This window comes from Streptomyces sp. NBC_01268, assembly GCF_036240795.1.
Lineage (GTDB): Bacteria > Actinomycetota > Actinomycetes > Streptomycetales > Streptomycetaceae > Streptomyces.
The window spans coordinates 7365432-7384948 of the sequence record NZ_CP108454.1 but is presented as its reverse complement, the minus strand read 5'-3'; the positions used below and the strand labels follow the sequence as shown (position 1 = coordinate 7384948).

Here is a 19517-nt window from a genome sequence, read left to right as displayed (position 1 = left end):
GATGGCGGCGCCCTCGGGCGGTAAGGCGGCGCGCGGTCTGTCGCGGGCCTCGTTGTCGATCCACCAGCCGCCGACGGATCTGGGCGGCTCGATGGGCGGCGCGATCGGCGAGGTGAAGTTCCAGTTCAACCCGGACCAGCTGCGGCTGAGCCGTTCGGCGGACTGGCACACGGAGCCCGCGGTCGCCTACACCCGGGGCGCTCCGCCGAAGTTCACCGGCAGCCGGCCCGCGTCACTGGAGCTGGAGGTGTTCCTGGACGCGTCCGGGACGCCGAGTTCCACGGCGGTGCAGAACCAGGTGGAGCTGCTGCTGTCCTGCTGCGAGGTGACGGCGCAGAGCGTGGACTCGAAGGCACCGAGCCCGCCGTGGGTGCGGTTCTCGTGGGGTTCGTTCTCGACGGTGCAGTTCGTCGCGTACGTGACGAACGTGTCGGCGACGTACACGCTGTTCAGCCCGAGCGGTGTGCCGATCCGGGCGACGTGTTCGCTGTCGCTGACCGAGGTCGCGTCGGAGACGAAGAAGCAGAACCCGACGTCCGGCGCGCTGTCCGCGCGCCGGGTGCACCGCACGGTCGCCGGTGACTCGCTCGCCTCGCTGGCCTGGCGGGAGTACGGCGACGCGACCCGCTGGCGGGTGATCGCCGAGGCGAACGGCATCGACGACCCGATGCGGCTGAGCCCCGGCACGGAGCTGCTGCTGCCGTCCGCCGCCGAACTCCCGGCGGCGGTCCGACCTTCCGTACCGACCTTCCGATCGCCGACCGAGGGCGCCGCATGAGCGAGAAGACCTTCACCACCGTCCTGCACGTGCAGCTGGACGGGGTGACACTCCCCGACGCGCTCGCGGTCCGGCTCACGGAGGGCTGGGTGGACGCGAGCGTCAACGTGCCCTCGGCGTTCCAGCTGACCTTCAGCGACAAGGACGGCACGCTGACGGAGAAGTTCCCCTTCCTGAAGGTGGGGGCGATGGCGGTGCTGTCGCCGTTCACCGACGGGCGGCTCGGCGCGCCGATGCTGACCGGCGAGGTGACGGCCCTGGAGACGGACGCGGCGCCGACGCTGGGGCGGTACCTGATCGTGCGCGGTTACGACCCGGGGCACCGGCTGCTGCGCAACCGCCGGGTCGAGGGCTATCCGAACATGACGGCCTCCGACATCGTGCGGAAGGTGGCGGCGCTGAACCGGGTGCCGCTCGGGCAGGTCGACGCGACGCCGACGGTCTACGAGCTGGCGACGCAGCCGAACATCACCGACTGGGACTTCCTGTCGCGGCTCGCGCAGGCGAACGACGTGCGCCTGGCGGTCGACCCGGCGGGTCGGCTCACCTTCGCCGCCCTGCCGCCCGCCGCGTCCGCTCCCGCCGACACGACGCCGGCCGCGCAGAGCCCGTACGTCCTGGACTTCGGGCACAACACGCTGCACAGCCGGGTGTCGGTGACGGCGGCGGGCCAGGTCGGCCGGGTCGACGTACGGGGCTGGGATCCGCGGACGAAGCAGGCGCTGTCCTCGCCGACGCCGGCGGCGAGCAGTACGGAGATCGTCTCGGACATCACTCCGGCCCAGCTCTCGGCGCCGTTCGGGACGGCCGAACTGACCCTGGCGGACCGCCCGTTCACCACCCAGTCGGAGGTGCGGCAGGCGGCTCGCGCGCTCGCCGACGACGTCACGGGCTCGTTCGCGGAGGTGGAGGTGGCCGTGACCGGCAACCCGGAGCTGAAGCCGGGGCAGCCGGTGGCGGTGAAGGGCGCCGGGTTCCCGTTCGAGGGGCGCTACACGGCGACCGGGGTGCGGCACGTCTTCGCGTCGGGGCGGCAGTTCACGTCCTGGCTGACCGTGTCGGGGCGTCAGTTCCGTTCGCTGTACGGGACGGCCGCGGGCGGCGGCGAACCGGCGCCGCCGATGCCGGGCGTGGCGGTCGCGCTGGTCACCAACACCAAGGACCCGCTGTCGCTGGGCCGGGTCCGGCTGCGTTTCCCGTGGCTGTCGGCGACGTACGAGAGCGACTGGTGCCGGGTGGCGCAGCTGGGCGGGCGCGGGGGCGGCGGCCTGATGCTGCCGGAGGTCGACGACGAGGTGCTGTGCGCCTTCGACCGGGGCTCGCTGGAGCACCCGTACGTGCTGGCCGGGCTGTACAACGGCGTCGACAAGCACACGCCGGCCACCGACCGGGTGCCGCCGGTCGACCCGACCAGCGGCCGGGTGCAGTGGCGGGCCCTGACCTCCCGCACCGGGCACACGGTGGAGCTGCGCGAGGAGGGCGGCGGCCGGACGCGCGCCTCGCACGGCATCCGGCTGCGCACCGCGCAGGGGAAGCTGAGCATCGAGCTGAACGAGGCCCGCACGACGCTCACCGTCGACAGCGACGGCACGGTGACGATCAGCGGCGCGCGAGGGGTGACGGTGGAGTCCGGGGCGGATCTCACGCTCTCCGCGTTGGGGAAGATCAGCCTCAACGCGGGTACCGGCGTGGACATCAAGTCGACCCTCGGGGTCGACATCAAGGCGGGGACGCGGTTCAAGGCGTCGGCGCCGCAGGCCGTCCTCAACGCCCCCAACATCGTCACCTTCACCGTTCCGCTGCCGAATCCGGCCATCGCCGCCTCCCCGCTCTGACGGGACCCGTGAGCGGAGAGAGGACCTTCCATGAGTGAGCATTTCGTCGGTGCGGGCTGGGCGTTCCCGCTGCGCACCGGGCCGAGCGGATCGATCGCGCTCGTCCGGCGCGACCGCGAGATCGAGGAGTCGATGCGGCTGGTGCTCGCGACGGCGCCGGGCGAGCGGCCGATGCGGCCCGAGTTCGGCTGCGCGGTGCACGAGCTGGTCTTCGCGCCGGTGAACGACGCGACGACGGGCCGGATCCGGTACGAGGTGCTGACCTCGCTGGAGCGCTGGGAGCCGCGCATCGAGGTGGAGGAGGTCACGGTGACCCCGGCCCCGGGGGATCCGGCCACGCTGCACATCGACGTCCGCTACCGGGTGCGCGGCACCAACAATCCGCGCAACCTCGTCTTCCCCTTCTACGTCATCCCCTCCGAGGACTGAAAGAGCCGCCATGGCCCTGCCCGCACCCCATCTCGACGACCGCCGCTTCCAGCAGTTCGTCGACGACGCCAAGCGCTACATCCAGCAGGCGTGTCCCGAATGGACGGACCACAACGTCTCGGACCCCGGCGTCACGCTCGTCGAGGCCGTCGCGCACATGGCCGACCAGCTGGTCTACCGCCTCAACCGGGTCCCGGAGAAGAACCACCTGGCCTTCCTCGACCTCCTCGGCATCACCCTCTTCCCGCCCGCCGCGGCCCACGCCGACGTCACGTTCCGGCTGTCGGCGCCGCAGTCCGAGCCGGTGCTGCTGCCGGCCGGCACGGAGGTGTCGACCGGGCGTACGGAGACGGAGGAGGCGGTCGTCTTCGCCACCACCGACGATCTGACGGTGGTCCCGTGCGAGCTGGCGCGCTTCCTGCGCCAGCCGTCCGGCGAGACGCCGGAGGACCGGACGCAGGACGTCCTCGGCGGCTCCGACGTGCCGGCGTTCGCGCCGCTGCCGTCCGTCGGCGACCTGCTGCTCTTCGGCCTGTCGGCGGCCGTCCCCGGCTGTGTCCTGGTGCTCGGCCTGGACAGCCGGGTGGACGGCGTGGGCGTGGACCCGCGGATGCCCCCGCTGGTGTGGGAGGCGTGGACGGCGACCGACGGCTGGGTCGGCTGCGAGGTCGACGAGGACACCACGGGCGGTCTCAACCGGCCCGGCGAGGTGGTGCTGCACATACCGGCGGGGCACGCCCTGTCCCGTCTGGGCCGGCACGAGGCGGGCTGGGTGCGCTGCCGGGTCGTCCAGGCGGCCGAGGGCCAGCCCGCGTACAGCGAGTCGCCGACGGTCCGTGCCGCGAGCGCCTTCACCATCGGCGGTACGGTGCGGGCGGCGCACGCGGAGACGGTGCGGGACGAGTCGCTGGGGGCGTCGGAGGGCGTCGCGGGGCAGCGGTTCCGGCTGACCCACGCGCCGGTCGTGCACCGGCCGGCGATGCTGCTCCAGATCGCCGAGCACACGGACGGGCCCGGCACCACAGGCCCCGAGGGCGGGGCCGCCGACGGTCCGGCCCCGGCGGTCGAGGGCGACACGGCGACGGGCTGGCGCGAATGGACCCTCGTCCCCGACTTCGCCTCCTCCCGCCCCCGCGACCGGCACTTCACCCTCGACGCGACGACCGGCGAGATCGCGTTCGGCCCGAGCGTGCGCCAACCCGACGGCACCCTGCGCCAGTTCGGTGCCGTCCCGCCGAAGGGCGCGGCGATCCGCGTGGCGCGGTACGGCACCGGCGGCGGCCGGGCCGGCAATGTCGCGCGCTCCGCGATCAGCGTGCTGCGCAGCTCCATCCCGTACATCGCCCGGGTCGAGAACCGTGAGGCGGCGCGCGGCGGGGTGGACGGGGAGACCGTCGAGGAGGCCAGGCTGCGCGCGCCGATCGCGCTGCGCGCCCAGGAGCGGGCGGTCACCGCCCGCGACTACGAGGAGCTGGCCCGCCGGGCCGCGCCCGAGGCCGCGCGGATCGCCTGTCTGGCGGCGGACGCGGCGGAGTCCGGGGACAACGCGGTGCGGGTCCTCGTGGTGCCGCAGGCGGTGCCCGACCGGGGCGGCCGACTGCGCTTCGAACAGCTCGTGCCCGGCGAGGAGCTGCTGGGCCGGGTGACGGACTTCCTCGACGAGCGGCGTCCGCTCGGCACCCGTCTCGCGGTCGGACCGCCGTTCTACCAGGGGGCGACGGTGGTGGCCACGCTGCACGCGTTCCGGGCCGTGAAGGCCGAGAAGGTGCGGGCCGACGCGCTGGACGCGCTCTACGCGTACCTCGACCCACTGACCGGCGGGGTGCACGGCGAGGGCTGGCCGTTCGGGCGTCCGCTGCGCGCCGGGGAGATCTTCGCGGCCCTCCAGCGGGTGCCGGGCGTGGAGCTCGTCGACGAGGTGCTGCTCCACCCGGCCGACCCGCTGACCGGCCGCCGGGGCGAGGCGACGGACCGCATCGAACTGGCCCCGTCCGCGCTGCTGTTCCCGTTCGACCACCACGTCCGCGTGATCGAGGCCCGGTGAACGGGCTGCGGCACGGCGCACCGGCCGGTTCCGCGCGCGGCACGGTGCCGGGCCTGGCGACGCCCTGCCCGCTGGGCGACGCGCTGCCCGCCGTGTACGCGGAGGACGACTTCGGCCGCCGGTTCGTGTCGGGCCTGGACGTGGTCCTCGCGCCCCTGTTCAACGTGCTGGACTCGCTGGAGGCGTACTTCTCGCCCGCGCTGGCCCCCGCCGACTTCGTCGACTACCTGGCGACCTGGGTCGGCGCCGAACTCGACGGCTCCGAGCCGCTGGAGACCCGCCGCCGCGCCGTCGCGGCGGCCGTCGCGCTGCACCGGGTGCGCGGCACCCGGCGCGGGCTCGTGGCGGCGGTACGGCTCGCCTTCGGCACCGCCCCGGAGGTCGTCGAGAGCGGCGGGGCGCACTGGTCGGTGCGTCCGCTCGGCCCGTTCCCCGGCACGCCCGTGCCCGGACTCCACGTCACCCTCCGGGTCGCCGACCCGGGCGCCGTGGACACGTACCGGCTGCGCGCGGTCGTGGCCGCCGCGCGCCCGGCCCATCTTCCGTTCACCACCACGGTGACCGCCGCTTCCGCACCCGAAGGAGCCTCCACCCCATGAGTGACACCGTCCAGCCCCGCCCCTGCCCGGACTGCGCCCGTCCGGTCCGGGCGGCGGACCAGTCCTTCTGCGACGCGTGCGGCGCGTTCCTCCGCTGGGACACGCCGTCGGCGCGCCCGGCGGCGTCCGGGTCCGGCGACGGGGACGGCGCCCGGGACGGCGGCTCGCCGACCCCGGCCGGAGCGGCGGGCTCCACGGGCACCGGCGGTACGGGCACGGGCGCCACGGCGTCCGAGGCCGTCACGGAGCCGCTGCCCGCGGTACGGGACGCCGGGGACGGCGGCGGGGACGGCGGGGCACCGGCGGCGCCTGCCGGGAACGGGTCCGGGGCCGGGGCCGGGGCCGCGAACGGGGCGGGGAGCGGGGCCGGTTCCGCGGCGGCGCCCGCCGCGGAGGTCCCGGCCCAGCGGGCCACCGCCTCCCCGGTCGAGGCGTCCGGGGCGGCGGAGGCGTCCGGAGCGTCGGAAACGTCCGGCGCCCCCGCCGCGCCCGAGATTCCGACGACACCCGCCCCCGCCCCCGTTCCCACCCCCACCCCCACTCCCGCGCCCGCTCGCGCCACCGGCCCGTCCGACACCGTCGCGCGCGCCCTCCTCGTCCCCGTCCCGGAGAGCGACCCGTCCGTCCCGGCCGCCGTGCTGCCGGGCCGCCCGGACGCGCCCCGGCCGACGGTACGGACGGCCGAGGCGCCCGTGGTGGCGCGGGGCGGCACGCCGTGCCCCGCCTGCGGGACCGCCAACACCCCCGGGCGGCACTTCTGCCGGCTCTGCGCGACGCCGCTGGTCGCGCGGCCGCTGACCGAGGCCGAAGGCCCGTACGCGGGCCAGCGGCCCCGGCTCGCCCGGGACCGGGGGCGCTGGATCGTGCGGGCCCTGGCGACGACCGCCGTGGTGGCCGTGGTCGTGGGCGGCATCTTCGGCGGGCCGCCGGCCGCCCGCGCGGTGCAGGACCACTTCGCCGACCGGGCCCCGGTCCATCCGGCGGCCTGGCGCGCCTCGCACTCCGCCCCGAAGCAGGGCGCGGCGATGGCGGGCGACGGCTACTCCAACACCTGGTGGGGCACCGGGTACGCGGGCGACTCGGCGGGCCAGTACCTGGAGGCGCTGTTCGGCGAGCCGACCGATCTGCTGGCGGTCCTGATCACGCCCGGCAGCGGGAAGAACACCACCCGGGCCGACGGGCAGGCGACGCCGCGCACCTTCGACCTGGTGGTCACGGACTCGGCGGGCGAGACGCACGTCTCCCAGCACCGGATCAACGACGGCGGCACCCAGAAGATCGAGCTGCGGGTGCGGGACGCCGTGTCGGTGCGGCTGGTGGTGCGCACGGCGTGGCGGGCGGACCCGACGCGTCAGGTGGCCGTCGCCGAGCTGGAGTTCTTCGGCCGCTCCTTCTCCTGACCGGTCGGGAACGGGCGCGTCCCGGGGCCGGTCTTCAGGGCCACGCAGAGCCAGTGGTGGGACGCGCCCGCCGTCGGTTCCGCGCGGCCGGCGGCCGGCGCCGCCGCCTCCGCCGCCAGCTCCCAGTAGCGGGCGATCAGCGGGTCGGCGCCCTGGATCATCAGCCCGGCGAGACGCCGCCGGAAGGCGCGGGTGTCGGGCACGCCGAGCGCGGCGGCGTAGGCGGCGACGAAGCAGTCGAGCGCCTCGCCCCCGGCGGGCTGGCGGCCCGCCCGCAGGTGCGCCGCCGCGAGGGCGTACGCCTCGCCGAGGCCCTCGTACAGCACGGCGGGCCGGTGGTCGAGGCCGGCGAGGTGCACGACGGGGGCGGGCGCGCGGGCGACGAGCTCGTGCAGGCGGGCGAAGGCCAGCACCTGGGCGGGGGTCGGGTCCTCGGGCGGGTCGGGCACGGCGACGCCGACGACCGCGGCGGCGAGCCCGGACGGCAGCCGTACGGGCAGCGTGCGGCGCCAGAAGCGTGCCAGGGCCGTCGTGTCGGGCGGTACGGGCACGGTCCCGAGGAGCCGGAGCCGCTCGACGCGCTCCTCGGGGGTGCAGTCCTGGAGGAGCCGGAGGGAGGCCTCCTGCCAGCGCAGGGCGGCGAGCCGGCCGCCGACCTCCCGCAGCCGCTGTGCGACCACGTCCTCCAGGTCGTCGTCGCGGTCGAGCACCCGTCCGACGTCCGCGACGGGCAGGTCGAGCGTGCGCAGCGAGCGGATCAGTCGGATCCGGTCCAGGGCCTCGGGCCCGTACCGCCGATGGCCGCCGCCGCTGCGCCCGGCCTCGGGCAGCAGTCCCCGGTCGGAGTAGAAGCGGACGGTCTTGACGGTGACGCCCGCGCGTTCGGCGAGCTCCCCGATGCTCCACAGCTCCTCTGGCGACACGCCGCGACCCCTCCCCCGCCGAGAGCCACCAGGCTATCCTCCGCGGCCGGTGGCCGATCGGGCACCGCGCGGCGCCCCGGAGTCTCCGGCCGGGACGGCGGCCGGGCGGCGGCCGGTCGGTGGCCAGGCGGCGGCCAGGAAGGGTCACGACTCCCGTCGCAGGAAGGGGCGCCCCTGGCACGCCCGCGAGAAGACCGGAGACCGGTACTCGACGGTGCAGCCCCTCCGCGTCCCGCTTGAACCTCCCCCAGGGGGAGTTCCTACCGTCCCCCCGTCACGAGGAACGCGAGGAGACGAGACGATGACCGCATTCGTATTGGTGTCGGGGCCCTTCACCGGGGGCTGGGTGTGGGGGGAGGTCGCGGACCGGCTGCGGGACGCGGGGGCCGAGGCGCTTCCGGTGGGGCTGACGGGGATGGTGGACGGGCCGCCCGGGGGGCCGGAGACGGATCTGGAGACGCATGTCGCGGACGTGGTGCGGGCGATCGACGCCTGCGGCGCGTCCGAGGTGGTGCTCGTCGGGCACGACTACGGCATCCACCCCGTGCTGGGCGCCGCCGACCGGCGGCCCGGGCGGGTGGCGCGGGTGGTGTACCTGGACGCGGGGATGCCGGGGGACGGCGACGCGGCGCTCGCGCTCGCCCCCGAGGGGACCGTGGAGCGGGACGGGTTCGTGGCGCCGCCGTCGGGCGAGGGGTGGCGGCGCTGGGGCAGTCTGGACGGGATCCCGGCGGAGGCGCTGGCCCGGCTGGACCGGCTCTCCGTGCCGCAGCCGGCGCGGACGCTGACCCAGCCGCTGCGGCTGGCCGGCAGTCCCTTCGACCGGCCGACGACCGGGGTGCTGTGCACGGCGAACGGCTCCGGGATCGCGATGGTCGAGCTGCTGGTCGCGACGGGCCCGCCGGCGTTCCGGGTGCTCGCCGATCCGCGGGTCGGCTTCCTCGAACTGGGCACCGGGCACTGGCCGATGCTCTCCGCTCCCGGCGAACTGGCCGGGGCGCTGCTGCGGGCCGCCGCCGACGAGGGGCACCGGGTGGCGGCGCCGGAGCCGACGCGTCCGGCGCACGCGGGCACCTTCCTCCTGGACGTCGCCGAGCGGCCCCGGGAGCGCGAGGGGCGGGTCGATCTGCACCTGCCGGAGGCCGAGGGGCCGCGCCCGGCGGTGCTGTTCGTGCACGGCGGGCCGGTGTCGCCCGACGCGCGGCCGACGCCCCGGGACTCGACGACCCTGCTCGGCTACGCCCGCTACGTGGCCGGCCTGGGCGTGGTGGGGGCGACCCTGGACCACCGCCTGCACGACCTGGGGGACTATCCGCGCGCGGCCGAGGACCTGGCCGAGGCGGTGGAGCTCGTCCGTGCCGATCCGCGCGTGGACGGGGACCGGATCGCGCTGTGGTTCCTGTCGGCCGGCGGTCTGCTCTCGGCCGACTGGCTCGCGGCACCGCCGCCCTGGCTCCGGACGGTGGCCCTGAGCTACCCCGTCCTCGCTCCACCGCCCAGCTGGCGCGCGGTGCACCCGCGCTTCAGGCCGGCCGGGACGGTGGCGGCGGCGAGCCCGCCGTTGGTGCTGATCCGGGCGGGGCTGGAGCACGAGGTGTTCGCGGCGGCGGTGGAGGAGTTCCTGACCGCCGCCGCGAAGGCCGGCGCCGCCGTGGACGTGGTCGACGCCCCGCTCGGCCACCACGGCTTCGAGACCCTCGACCACACGGAGGACACCCGCGCCGCCGTGGTCCGCGCGACGCGCGCGGTGCTCGGGCATCTGGACACGGCGACGTCCGTCGGCTGAGGGAGAGGGGCGCGCCCGGCACCGGGTCCACCGACGGGTGCGGCGCGGGCATGCGCCGGCCCGCACGGGGCAGAAGCACGATGCCCCCAGGAGGTGCGAACACCATGGCCACCGGCAAGGCGCAGGCAAGCAGCCCTGACACCGGCCCCGAGCCCGTCCCGTACGTGGTCCGGGTACGCGGCGACATGGACCTCGGACACAAGGAGCGACTGCGCGCCTCCTTCGCGGAGGCGCTCGCGCAGGCGCCGGCGGGCTCGGACATCGTCGTCGACCTGTGGAACTCCTCCTTCTGCGACTCGGCCGGGCTCAGCACCCTGCTGACCGCCAGGACGAAGGCCCTGGAGGAGGGCCACCGGCTCGTCCTGGCGTCGCCCGGCCACCAGATGATCCGGCTGCTGGAGCTCACCCGGGCCGAGGACCTGTTCCGTTACCTCCCGTCCACGGCGGACGTGGCGCCCGAGGAAGGGCCGTCGTGACGGCCCGGCCCGCGGAGGGGTGAGGGAAGCGTCGGTGGACCGGATCGCGCACCCCTGGGGCAGCCGCACCCCCGGTCTCGCCGTCCTCCCTGAGCAGGGCCCCCGGTATGCCGGGCGGCGCGGGCGCAGTGGCCCCGGCGATGCACGGTACCCGCGCGGTCCGGGGCCGGGCGCCGGCGCGCGCGAGGACCTCCTGGCCGCCACGGTGCGGCGGCCAGGAGGTGACGGCGGGAGCCGGAGGGTCAGTTGACGAAGACGACCGGGCTGCCGGCCTGGGTGGTGTCGCGCACCGGCCCGTACTTGGCGGTGAAGTAGCCGTTGGCCGGGCAGGTGCCGGGGCCGCTGAACTTGGTGAACAGCTGGTCCTTGAAGCTGAGCGAGTTGTCCGTGTTGGACGGCGTGGCGGTCAGGCTGCCCGCCCGGTAGACGCAGGTGGTCACGCCGAGGATCGTGTTGATCTTCAGCGTGGTCTGGATCGGCCCCGCGGCGCCCGCCGAGACGGTGAGCGAGCCGCCGGAGGTGACGGAAGCCGCGAACGGCAGGTTGTTGACGGTGATGCTCTGCACGCCGGTGGCACCGATGATGTTGGTGGTACAGGTGCTGAGCGTGTGGGCCGTGACCGTCTCGGTCGCGGTGCCGGGCGCCGTCGGGTTGGTGTTCGCCGTGGCGGTGAACGCCGAGGTGTTGCAGGTGATGCCGGTGCTGCCGCCCAGGGTGGTGGCGATTCTCGCCGTGGTCCCGGAGGAGAGCGAGGCGGACAGGACGTCGCCGGAGGCGACGGCGGGGCCGGTCGGGCTGCCGGTGGTGAGGACTTCTCCGGCGGAGGCGGTCGCGGCGGCGGAGCCGGTGATCGCGAGCACGGCGGCGACGGCGGCGCCTAAGGCCGCGGTGAGGGCACGCTTGTCCATGGGGGTTCCTTTCGCACGATGGCGGAGGGTGGAAGAACGCGAACGTCGGCGTGGGTGGGCACGCACAGAAGGACGTGCGGGCTCACGGGAACGCACGAGGGGTCGCGCCGTGCGGGGATCGCGTACCGGGGACGGCCGTCGGGAACGGCACGCCGGAGCTCACGGGGACGCGGTGACACGGCGGCGACACGAGGGCGACGGACGCCGCCGGAGGGATCCGGCGCCACGGATCTCCGACAGCGGTGTCGCGATACGGGGTGGAGCGTAATACTCGGTGTGCGGTCCGCGGCGGCGACGCATCCCGTCCCACGGGGGTGCGGCTCCACCGATGCGCCCGGAACACCGAGAGGAAAACCCACGAGGGTTGTAATCCTGTCGGGCATGTGGCGTCAACAACCACCGGAGGAAGTGGCCGATGACGAGCACGCGCGGTGTCGAGGAGGAACTGGTCCTGCCGGGAGCCCGCACGGGCCGTGAGCCCGAGCGCTCGCTGCGGCCGGGTCCGCGCCGGCTCAGTCCCGAGCAGGTGGCCTCGCGCCAGCGCGAGCGGCTCCTCGACGGCATGGCCCGCACGGTGGCGGCGAACGGCTACGCGGGCGCCCGGATCAGCGACATCTGCCGGGCCGCCGGGGTGACCCGCCCGGTCTTCTACGAGCTGTTCTCCGGCAAGGAGGACGCGATGGTGGCCGCCTTCCGGGGTGGCACGCAGACGGTGGTGCGGGCCATGGAACGGGCGTACGAGGAGGCCGGCGGCGCCGCCTCCTGGCCCACCGCCGTACGGGCCGGGCTGCGGGTGCTGCTCACCCTGCTCGCCGACACCCCGGCCTTCGCCACGATGGTGGTCGAGATCGAGTCGGTGGGGCCCGCGGGGCGCCGCGCACGGTCCGAACTTCTGGCCAGTTTTCGACGGTTCTTCACGGACGCCCCGCCGGGGCCGCCGGGGGTCGGCCGGGCCGAACTGGTGGACACGGTGGTCGGCGCCGTCCACGCGGCCGTGCACCAGGCGGTCGACGAGGGCCGCTTCGCGGGGCTCGTGGACCTGCTCGACGCGCTGGTGCACGTGGTCGTCTCCCCCTTCGCCGGCCCGGTCGGACCGGCTGCATCTCCCACTCCTTGATCCTCAACAGCCTTTTGTTACCGGGGAGTTGACTGCGTGTATCCCCGGGCGTACGGTCCGATCGGTTCCCTGCGGCACGACTGCCTCCGCACGAGTCCGGAAGACCCAGGCGGGTGGGGGAACCGTCCGCGCCAGGACGTCGCCGCGCTCCGTTTCCTCACTCATGTCAGGAGCACCGCATGGCCCTGTCCGAAGACACCAACGGACCCGACTCCCCTCCCGACACGGACAGACGCGGCGGCGTGCGCTACCGCCGCGCCGCGTACATGGGGGTACCCGCGTTCCTCATCGCCGGCGCCCTGGTCGGACTGACCGCCTCCGGCGCGCTCGCCGCCCAGTTCGCCATCTCCGGAATGCCGTTCGTCGTGACCGCCGACTCCCTGGAGGGCTCGGGCTTCGGGCAGTTCGGGGCGCTCGACACCATGGCCGAGGGCAGCCCCAACGAGGGCGACACCGGCGGCCAGGTGCTGGTGATCGTGACCGCGTTCCGCGAGGCCAAGCTCACCAACCTGTGCCAGAGCGTGGAGCTCGGCGGCACCCACCTGCTGATCACCGCGGGCAACAAGGGCACCCCGGTCAAGGCCTCGGGGCTGACCACCGACTCGGTCGACATGGCCGCGAAGCTGGCCGAGTTCGAGAACATCGAGATCGGCGGCGACGCCAGCACCTACGACAAGCCGCCGATCAAGGGCCCGCTGGGCTCCTTCGGCCAGCAGGCCGACAAGGTCAACATCACCAAGGTGCGGCAGAACAACTACGCCACCACCGCGACCCGGTTCACCCTGCCCGACCTTCACATGGGCTTCAGCTCGAAGGGCTGCTGAGCGTGGCGCCGGACGCCCCGCAGAGCACCGACCAGGCCGTCGCCCCGGCACCGGTGGCGGCGGCACACCGCCGCCATCCGTGGCGGGCCTTCCGGCGCTGGCGGCACCGCAGGCCGTTCGGCGCGGGCGTGGCCGTGGCGCTGGGCGGCGTGGAGATCCTGGTGACCCAGCGGGCGAGCGTCGCCGTGGTGCTCGCGGCGGGCGCGGACAGCCTGGCCGGTTACGTGCTGCCGATCCTGATGGTGGTGTGCGGGCTGCTCATCGTGCTCAACCCCCGCCAGCGGCTGTTCTATTCGGTGATCGGCGTGCTCGCCTCGCTGGCGACCTGGGTCACGTCCAACCTCGGCGGCTTCTTCATCGGCATGCTGCTGGGCCTCGTCGGCAGTTCGCTGGCCTTCGGCTGGCTGCCCGACCGGCCCCGGCGCCGGCGGTGGTGGAGCCGGAGCGGCCGTACGGCGGCCCCGAAGGCCGGCTAGGTCGTGTTTTAGAACTCGCTGACCTGCTTGGTTGGCCGTCCGGGGAAGTCGCGGGCGGCCATCCAGATGGTGAGGTCGCGGGCGATGTTGCTGATGCTGGTCGCCGTGGTGACCTCGTGCTCGTCGCGGGAGGTGTCACGGCGGACGATCTCGTAACCGCCTTCATCGAGGACGGCCACGGAGGCGAACCAGACGGGGTCGTCCTCGTCGGGCTGGACGACGACGAAGGTGTTGTCGGAGTTGTTGAGGTCGCTGATCATCATGAACAGCGCGTCCTCGGAGGGGTCGTCGATGCGGTCGCCGTTCTCGCTGTCGGCGCCGTAGTACTGAGCCCCCATCGCTGTCTCTCCCTCACCCTGTCGATCCTGGTCGCGGTCAGCATTGCATGAGGAACCGACAGCTCAGACCGGTCATAACCATTCGCCGATCGCGGCGATCAGGACGGTGGCTTCGAAGCGGACGGCGAGTTTGTCGAACCTGGTGGCGACCGCACGGTTGCGCTTGAGCCGGTTGATCCCGCACTCGACCGCGTGCCGGGCCTTGTAGTCCTCGCGGTCGAACGCCGGAGGCCGCCCGCCGGCCTTCCCCCGCCGCTTGCGGTTGGCCACCTGGTCGGCAGGCTCGGGGATCGTGCACCGGATTCCCCGCTTTCGCAGGTAGGCCCGGTTGGCCTGGGACGAATACGCCTTGTCGCCCCGCACTCGCAGGGGACGGACACGGGGACGGCCCGGTCCGGTGCGGGGGACCCGGATGCCTTCCAGGACGGCGGCGAACTGAGGACTGTCACCACTCTGACCTGCGGTGACCAGTAGAGACAGCGGCCGCTGGCCTTGCTCGCAGGCCAGGTGGATCTTGGTGGTGAAGCCTCCCCGGGACCGGCCCAGGCCGTGGTCGTCGGGTTCGCTGCGGGTGCCGCCCGGCGGTTCCTTCTGGGCCTGTCCGTCGCGGCGGGCGCCTGCAGCGTGCTGATGGGCCCGGCAGATCGTGGAGTCGACGTTGACCTCCCACGTGATCAGCCCGCCCGCGTCCGCCCGGGCCTGCAGTCCGGTCAGCAATTCGGGCCAGGTGCCATCACGTTGCCAGCGGCGGAAGAGTCCGTAGACCGTTTGCCACGGCCCGTACTCCGACGGCAGATCCCGCCACGGAGCACCGGTACGAACCCGCCACCGGATCCCATCGATCAGCCTCCTCCGCCCCACCGCCGGCCTGCCCCGCATCGCGACCGGCAGCATCGGCTCGAGCACGGCCCACTGCTCGTCAGAAAGATCCCCTCGCCCCACACCGCGATCATCACGGCGCAGGGCGAACGGCGAAGCCCACTTCTAAAACACGGCCTAGCGGGCGTCCTGCCGAGCCCGGCCCGGACGGCAGGACACCCCGACGCAGGACTCAGGTGCCGGCCGGACGCGGGCCGTGGTCGACGGTGACGACGATCTTGCCCACCTGGGCACCCGCCTCCAGGTAGCGGTGCGCCTCGGCGATCTCCTCCAGCGGGAAGGTGCGGTCGACGACCGGCCGGAAGGCCCCGGTCCGCAGTCCCGAGGAGACGAACGCCGCGGCGCGCCGCAGCCGTTCCGGGTCGTGGGTGGTCTCGAAGAGGGTGAACGTGCGCATGTTCAGGGCCGGCATCCCGAGGTCGAAGCCCGGGAAAGGAGTGGTCAGCCCGCTCAGCGCGCCGTACACGAACAGCGTGCCGCCGGGCGCCACGACCCGGCCGAGGTCGAGCACCCCGGGCCCCGCTACGGCGTCGAAGACGAACTCGGCGCCGCGCCCGCCGGTGACCTCGCGGACCCGTGCCACCAGATCCTCCTCCTCGGTGACGATCACCTCGGCGGCCCCGGCCGCGAGCAGCGCGTCCTTCTTCGCGCCGGTGCGGGTGGTGGCGATCGGCAGGGCGCCCACCCGGCGGGCGATGGCGATCGCGGCGAGGCCGACGCTGCTGGAGGCCGCGGTGATGACGACCGTGTCGCCCGCGCCCATGCCGCCGACCTGGACCAGCGCCCCGTACGCCGTGAGGTACGGCATCCAGACGGCGGCGCCCTCGACCGCGCCGACGCCCTCGGGGCGGCGCAACACGGCGGAGGCGGGCACGATGGCGCGCTCCGCGTAGACGCCGTACGCGTTCATCGAGAAGGCGGGCACCACGCTGACCGGGTCACCGGGCACGAACCCGGCGACACCGGGACCGGCCGCCTCGACGACACCCGAGGCCTCGGCGCCGAGGCGGGCCGGGAACTCCTCGACGTCCTCGATGTAGGTGCCGGCCCGGTAGAGCGCCTCGGCCCGGTTGAGGCCGATCGCGTCGATCCGTACGCGCAGTTCGCCGGGGCCCGGCTCCCCCACGGTCTCGTCCTCGATCCGCAGCACCCCGGGTCCGCCGTACTCGTGGAACCGCACCGTCCTGGTGCCCATCACGCCTCCCCCTCGTCGTTCCGAACGCGGATGATCACCATAGTTCGATGACCGTCGTACTTTCAACGGGGTTCGCCGACACCCACTTTTTTGTGGGTACTTGTCGCCACCCACGCCCCGGGAGAACCTGATCGAGCCCGGGGGGAACGCCCCGGAGCACGCCGCGCGAAAGGAGGACGACGAGGGATCAGGACGCGGCGCGCTCCTCGGCGAGCCGGTCCAGCCTGCGGTGGCCCCAGTCGGAGAGCGGGGCCAGCGCCCGGGCGAGCTCGTGGCCGAAACCGGTCAGCGAGTAGACGGTCTTCGGCGGCACCACGTCGTGCACCTCACGGTGGACGAGACCGTCCGTCTCCATCTCCCGCAGGGCCTGGGTCAGCACCTTCTCGCTGATCGCCGGGACCTTCCGGCGCAGTTCGCCGGGCCGGTGCGGGCCGGACTCCAGCAGCCACAGCAACAGGGTCTTCCACTTGCCGTCGATCACGGCGATCGCGGCGGTCACTCCGCACACGTCGGTGTCCAGGGCGCGGCTGCGCGTCATCGGCGTCGTCCTCCGGCGTATCGGCGTCTCTTTCCTTCTTACCTACCTCATGTACAAGGGAGTTCCGTCATGTCTTCTTCCCCCGCCCGCCCGACGTCCCCCTCCTCCCCCGCGCCCCGTGCCGTCACGGTGATCGGGCTCGGCCCCATGGGGCGCGCCCTCGCCGGGGCCTTCGTCGCCGCCGGGGTGCGCACCACCGTGTGGAACCGCACTCCCGGCCGGGACGGCGAGCTGGTCGCCCGGGGCGCGCTCGGTGCGGCGACCGCGGAGGAGGCGGTCGCGGCGAGCCCGCTGACGGTCGTCTGCGTGGTCGACTACGACGCCTCGGACGCCGTGCTGCGGCGCGGGCCCGTGACCGCCGCGCTCAAGGGGCGCACCCTGCTCAACCTGACCGCCGACACCCCCGGACGGGCCCGGGACACCGGCCGGTGGGCCGAGGAGCACGGCATCCGCTACCTCGACGGCGCCATCATGACGCCGACCCCGACCATCGGCACGCCCCAGGCGGTGTTCCTGTTCAGCGGCCCGGAGGAGCTGCACCATGAGCACCGGCCGGTGCTCGACGTCCTGGGCGGCACCCACACCCACCTCGGCGAGGACGTGGGGCGGGCCGCCGCGTACGACATCGCGCTGCTCGACATCTTCTGGACCGCGATGGCGGGGTACACCCACGCGCTGGCGCTGGCGGCCGCGGAGGGCGTCTCGCCGCGCGAACTGGCCCCGTTCGCCGAGGGGATCGGGGCGATCCTGCCGCCGCTCTTCCGGGAGTGGGCCGACGACGTGGAGAGCGGCTCGTACTCGGGCGAGGGCAATCCGCTGACCTCGGCGGTGTCGTCGATGGCGCACATCGTGCACAGCTCCGAGGACCACGGCATCGAGGCCGGCGTGATGCGCGCCGCCGAAGGCCTGGCCCGCCGGACGGTCGCGCTCGGGCACGGCGCGGACGGCTTCTCCCGCCTCGCGGAGGTCCTCGGACGGCGCTGAGGACGGCGCTGAGGACGGCGCTGAGGACGGCGCTGAGGACGGCGCTGCGCCGGGTGTGAGGGGGCGCGTCCCGTCACACCCGGCGCAGCGCGCCCTCCGCCCGCAGGTCGGCGAGGGTCGGGTAGCCGTCGACGGCCATGACGAGGTCGGCCTCGGCGAGCAGCGAGCGCAGGACGTGGACGATGCCGTCGGCGCCGTCGAGGGCGAGGCCGTAGGCGTACGGTCGGCCGACGGCGACGGCGGTGGCGCCGAGGGCCAGGGCCTTGACGGCGTCGGCGCCGGTGCGGACGCCCGAGTCGAAGAGCACGGGCAGGCCGTCGGCGGCCGCCACCACGTCCGGCAGGGCATCGAGGGCGGGCAGCCCGCCGTTGGCCTGCCGTCCGCCGTGGTTGGAGCAGTAGACGCCGTCCACGCCACCGTCCCTGGCGCGGCGGACGTCCTCGGGGTGGCAGAGGCCCTTGAGGACGAGGGGGAGCGTGGTGAGGGAACGCAGCCAGGGAAGGTCGTCCCAGGTGAGCGGGTTTCCGAAGATGCCGGTCCACTCCAGGACGGCGGCCTGCGGGTCCTCCTCCGGCGGCTTGGCGAGGCGGGCGCGGAAGACGGGGTCGGAGGTGTAGTTGGCGAGCGCGTGGCCGCGCAGTTGGGGGAAGTTGCCGGTGGCGAGGTCGCGGGGGCGCCAGCCGGTGACCCAGGTGTCGAGGGTGACGACGATGGCCTTGAAGCCGGCCGCCTCGGCGCGGTGCACCAGGCTCTCGGCGAGGGCGCGGTCGGTCGGGGTGTACAGCTGGAAGAGGCCCGGGGTGTCGCCGAGTTCGGCGGCGACCGTCTCCAGCGGGTCGACGCTCAGGGTGGAGGCGATCATCGGGACGCCGGTGCGGGCCGCGGCGCGGGCGGTGGCGAGGTCGCCGTGTCCGTCCTGGGCGCACAGGCCGATGACGCCGACCGGGGCCATGAGCAGCGGGGTGGGCAGCCGCAGTCCGAAGAGGTCCACGGTGAGGTCGCGCTGCGCGGCGCCGACCATCATCCGGGGCACCAGGCCCCAGTTGCGGAAGGCCTCGACGTTGGCGCGCTGGGTGTGTTCGTCGCCCGCGCCTCCGGCGACGTACGACCAGACGGACGGCGGGAGCGCGGCGCGGGCCCGGTCCTCCAGCTCGGCGAAGGTCATGGGAAGGCTGGGCAGGGTCCCGAAGAGCCCGGCCAGGTAGATCTCGTTCTGGTAGTCGCCGAACCGCTGGGTCATCGCGCGTCTCGTCCTTCCGCCGGTCTCCGCTGTGCGGCGACGCTACCGCCCGGTACCCGCGGAAGGCCATGGCCCGGGACGGCGGGCCGTGACGTGGTGCGGAGGGTCAGGCGGCGAGGGCCCGGCCGAGCTCCTGGCGCAGCACGATCGCGTTCAGGCGGATCGCGAAGGGGACGGCGTCGGTCATCTCCAGGGCGCCGACGGCCTCCTTGCCGAGGCCGATGGTGACGTCGATGCAGAAGGCGATGGCGTACATGTGCGCACCCGTCTCCTCGTCCTGGAGGGCGAAGAACAGGTCCCGGTAGTAGCGGGTGCGGTCGACGCCCTCCTCGTAGTACGCGAGGCCCGGCAGGCCCTCCTGGGCGGCGAGGCCCGTGAAGGCGTCGACGAGTTCGCGCTCGACGGTGTCCCAGAAGGACGCCTGCGCCGACTCGGGCGGCAGGGCCTGGCGGACGGCCTCCTTGAGGGAGAGGACCATGACCAGGACGGGGGCGTGCTCCTGGAGGACCCAGCCGCGCACCATCCGCACGATGGTGCTGTCGGGGATCGCCGCGGCCGCGTCGCGGATGTGGTCGAAGTCGTAGTTGACGGTGGCGGGGGCGATGGCCTCCTGGAAGGCGTGGCCGAGGGCCTGCGCCTGGGCGAGGTGGCCGGGGCCCACCTCGACGACCGTCTTGAAGCTGGCGCCCAAGAGTCCTCCTTAAACAATCTGTTGATCGAGGAGGGTCAGTATGACCCAGCGCCCGGC

General features: G+C 74.2%; 20 protein-coding genes. 12 read left to right on the top strand and 8 right to left on the bottom strand.

Features of this window, described 5'->3' with window-relative positions; translation table 11 throughout:
- Window position 1: 1 nt before the first annotated feature.
- Genes OG309_RS33290 through OG309_RS33265 form a run of 6 tightly spaced genes read left to right on the top strand, consistent with a single transcriptional unit; the run spans window position 2 to window position 7085 of the window.
- On the top strand, window positions 2–778 hold the full coding sequence (locus tag OG309_RS33290; RefSeq protein WP_329426619.1) for a CIS tube protein: 777 nt from the start codon (window positions 2–4) through the stop codon (window positions 776–778).
- The gene (locus OG309_RS33285; RefSeq protein WP_329426618.1) at window positions 775–2613 is read left to right on the top strand and encodes a VgrG-related protein; all 1839 of its coding nucleotides are present in this window, start codon (window positions 775–777) and stop codon (window positions 2611–2613) included. The genes OG309_RS33290 and OG309_RS33285 overlap by 4 nt, the downstream gene beginning before the upstream one ends.
- A gap of 30 nt (window positions 2614–2643) precedes the next feature.
- Complete coding sequence (locus OG309_RS33280) at window positions 2644–3042, top strand: GPW/gp25 family protein (RefSeq protein WP_132917962.1); 399 nt, start codon at window positions 2644–2646, stop codon at window positions 3040–3042.
- 10 nt (window positions 3043–3052) lie between these two features.
- Entirely contained in the window at window positions 3053–5086 is a 2034-nt protein-coding gene (locus OG309_RS33275; protein WP_329426615.1) for a putative baseplate assembly protein, read from the top strand.
- Complete coding sequence (locus OG309_RS33270) at window positions 5083–5685, top strand: phage tail protein (RefSeq protein WP_329426614.1); 603 nt, start codon at window positions 5083–5085, stop codon at window positions 5683–5685. Before OG309_RS33275 ends, OG309_RS33270 begins: the two co-directional genes overlap by 4 nt.
- Window positions 5682–7085, top strand: a complete 1404-nt coding sequence (locus OG309_RS33265; RefSeq protein ID WP_329426612.1) for an NADase-type glycan-binding domain-containing protein — start codon at window positions 5682–5684, stop codon at window positions 7083–7085. Before OG309_RS33270 ends, OG309_RS33265 begins: the two co-directional genes overlap by 4 nt.
- Here OG309_RS33265 and OG309_RS33260 read toward each other — a convergent pair.
- The gene (locus OG309_RS33260; protein ID WP_329426611.1) at window positions 7037–8008 is read right to left on the bottom strand and encodes a helix-turn-helix domain-containing protein; all 972 of its coding nucleotides are present in this window, start codon (window positions 8006–8008) and stop codon (window positions 7037–7039) included. The two genes, OG309_RS33265 and OG309_RS33260, sit on opposite strands and share 49 nt — an antisense overlap.
- A gap of 301 nt (window positions 8009–8309) precedes the next feature.
- Here OG309_RS33260 and OG309_RS33255 point away from each other — a divergent pair, with 301 nt between their 5' ends.
- Together OG309_RS33255 and OG309_RS33250 are read left to right on the top strand one after the other, a co-directional pair.
- Window positions 8310–9794, top strand: coding sequence for an alpha/beta hydrolase (locus OG309_RS33255; RefSeq protein WP_329426610.1), 1485 nt, complete (start codon window positions 8310–8312; stop codon window positions 9792–9794).
- 104 nt (window positions 9795–9898) lie between these two features.
- Window positions 9899–10270 (top strand): STAS domain-containing protein, encoded by a 372-nt coding sequence (locus tag OG309_RS33250; RefSeq protein ID WP_329426608.1) that lies wholly within the window; start codon window positions 9899–9901, stop codon window positions 10268–10270.
- A gap of 242 nt (window positions 10271–10512) precedes the next feature.
- Here OG309_RS33250 and OG309_RS33245 read toward each other — a convergent pair whose 3' ends face one another.
- Complete coding sequence (locus tag OG309_RS33245) at window positions 10513–11178, bottom strand: Tat pathway signal sequence domain protein (protein WP_329426606.1); 666 nt, start codon at window positions 11176–11178, stop codon at window positions 10513–10515.
- A gap of 415 nt (window positions 11179–11593) precedes the next feature.
- On the opposite strand from OG309_RS33245, the gene OG309_RS33240 reads away from it, so the two are divergent.
- The 3 genes from OG309_RS33240 (at window position 11594) to OG309_RS33230 (ending at window position 13595) form a co-directional block, all read left to right on the top strand.
- Complete coding sequence (locus OG309_RS33240) at window positions 11594–12295, top strand: TetR/AcrR family transcriptional regulator (RefSeq protein WP_329426604.1); 702 nt, start codon at window positions 11594–11596, stop codon at window positions 12293–12295.
- Between the two features lie 179 nt (window positions 12296–12474).
- Window positions 12475–13119, top strand: coding sequence for a DUF6230 family protein (locus OG309_RS33235; protein WP_329426602.1), 645 nt, complete (start codon window positions 12475–12477; stop codon window positions 13117–13119).
- Window positions 13120–13172: 53 nt separating this feature from the next.
- Complete coding sequence (locus OG309_RS33230; protein WP_329428665.1) at window positions 13173–13595, top strand: DUF6114 domain-containing protein; 423 nt, start codon at window positions 13173–13175, stop codon at window positions 13593–13595.
- Window positions 13596–13603: 8 nt separating this feature from the next.
- Here the strand turns inward: OG309_RS33230 and OG309_RS33225 are convergent, their stop codons facing one another.
- The 4 genes from OG309_RS33225 to OG309_RS33210 form a co-directional block, all read right to left on the bottom strand.
- Window positions 13604–13933 carry a hypothetical protein gene (locus OG309_RS33225; protein ID WP_329425335.1) on the bottom strand — a complete coding sequence of 110 codons (330 nt, stop codon included), beginning with the start codon at window positions 13931–13933 and terminating at the stop codon, window positions 13604–13606.
- A 72-nt stretch (window positions 13934–14005) separates the two neighbouring features.
- Entirely contained in the window at window positions 14006–14827 is an 822-nt protein-coding gene (locus OG309_RS33220; protein ID WP_443067645.1) for an IS5 family transposase, read from the bottom strand.
- A 157-nt stretch (window positions 14828–14984) separates the two neighbouring features.
- Window positions 14985–16007, bottom strand: a complete 1023-nt coding sequence (locus OG309_RS33215) for a zinc-dependent alcohol dehydrogenase family protein (RefSeq protein WP_329426601.1) — start codon at window positions 16005–16007, stop codon at window positions 14985–14987.
- 187 nt (window positions 16008–16194) lie between these two features.
- Entirely contained in the window at window positions 16195–16545 is a 351-nt protein-coding gene (locus tag OG309_RS33210) for a winged helix-turn-helix transcriptional regulator (protein WP_329426599.1), read from the bottom strand.
- Between the two features lie 69 nt (window positions 16546–16614).
- Between OG309_RS33210 and OG309_RS33205 the strand changes: the two genes are divergently transcribed.
- Window positions 16615–17529 carry an NAD(P)-dependent oxidoreductase gene (locus OG309_RS33205; RefSeq protein WP_329426598.1) on the top strand — a complete coding sequence of 305 codons (915 nt, stop codon included), beginning with the start codon at window positions 16615–16617 and terminating at the stop codon, window positions 17527–17529.
- Window positions 17530–17602: 73 nt separating this feature from the next.
- Here the strand turns inward: OG309_RS33205 and OG309_RS33200 are convergent, their stop codons facing one another.
- Window positions 17603–18769, bottom strand: a complete 1167-nt coding sequence (locus OG309_RS33200) for an alpha-hydroxy-acid oxidizing protein (protein ID WP_329426597.1) — start codon at window positions 18767–18769, stop codon at window positions 17603–17605.
- Window positions 18770–18875: 106 nt separating this feature from the next.
- The gene (locus OG309_RS33195) at window positions 18876–19460 is read right to left on the bottom strand and encodes a Type-2Aa cytolytic delta-endotoxin (protein ID WP_329426595.1); all 585 of its coding nucleotides are present in this window, start codon (window positions 19458–19460) and stop codon (window positions 18876–18878) included.
- Between the last annotated feature and the right edge of the window lie 57 nt (window positions 19461–19517).

Coding starts and splice junctions, on each gene's coding strand:
- OG309_RS33290 (WP_329426619.1), top strand. CDS start 2: ATGGCGGCGCCCTCGGGCGGTAAGGCGGCGCGCGGTCTGTCGCGGGCC.
- OG309_RS33285 (WP_329426618.1), top strand. CDS start 775: ATGAGCGAGAAGACCTTCACCACCGTCCTGCACGTGCAGCTGGACGGG.
- OG309_RS33280 (WP_132917962.1), top strand. CDS start 2,644: ATGAGTGAGCATTTCGTCGGTGCGGGCTGGGCGTTCCCGCTGCGCACC.
- OG309_RS33275 (WP_329426615.1), top strand. CDS start 3,053: ATGGCCCTGCCCGCACCCCATCTCGACGACCGCCGCTTCCAGCAGTTC.
- OG309_RS33265 (WP_329426612.1), top strand. CDS start 5,682: ATGAGTGACACCGTCCAGCCCCGCCCCTGCCCGGACTGCGCCCGTCCG.
- OG309_RS33255 (WP_329426610.1), top strand. CDS start 8,310: ATGACCGCATTCGTATTGGTGTCGGGGCCCTTCACCGGGGGCTGGGTG.
- OG309_RS33250 (WP_329426608.1), top strand. CDS start 9,899: ATGGCCACCGGCAAGGCGCAGGCAAGCAGCCCTGACACCGGCCCCGAG.
- OG309_RS33245 (WP_329426606.1), bottom strand. CDS start 11,178: ATGGACAAGCGTGCCCTCACCGCGGCCTTAGGCGCCGCCGTCGCCGCC.
- OG309_RS33240 (WP_329426604.1), top strand. CDS start 11,594: ATGACGAGCACGCGCGGTGTCGAGGAGGAACTGGTCCTGCCGGGAGCC.
- OG309_RS33235 (WP_329426602.1), top strand. CDS start 12,475: ATGGCCCTGTCCGAAGACACCAACGGACCCGACTCCCCTCCCGACACG.
- OG309_RS33225 (WP_329425335.1), bottom strand. CDS start 13,933: ATGGGGGCTCAGTACTACGGCGCCGACAGCGAGAACGGCGACCGCATC.
- OG309_RS33220 (WP_443067645.1), bottom strand. CDS start 14,827: ATGCTGCCGGTCGCGATGCGGGGCAGGCCGGCGGTGGGGCGGAGGAGG.
- OG309_RS33215 (WP_329426601.1), bottom strand. CDS start 16,007: ATGGGCACCAGGACGGTGCGGTTCCACGAGTACGGCGGACCCGGGGTG.
- OG309_RS33210 (WP_329426599.1), bottom strand. CDS start 16,545: ATGACGCGCAGCCGCGCCCTGGACACCGACGTGTGCGGAGTGACCGCC.
- OG309_RS33205 (WP_329426598.1), top strand. CDS start 16,615: ATGTCTTCTTCCCCCGCCCGCCCGACGTCCCCCTCCTCCCCCGCGCCC.
- OG309_RS33200 (WP_329426597.1), bottom strand. CDS start 18,769: ATGACCCAGCGGTTCGGCGACTACCAGAACGAGATCTACCTGGCCGGG.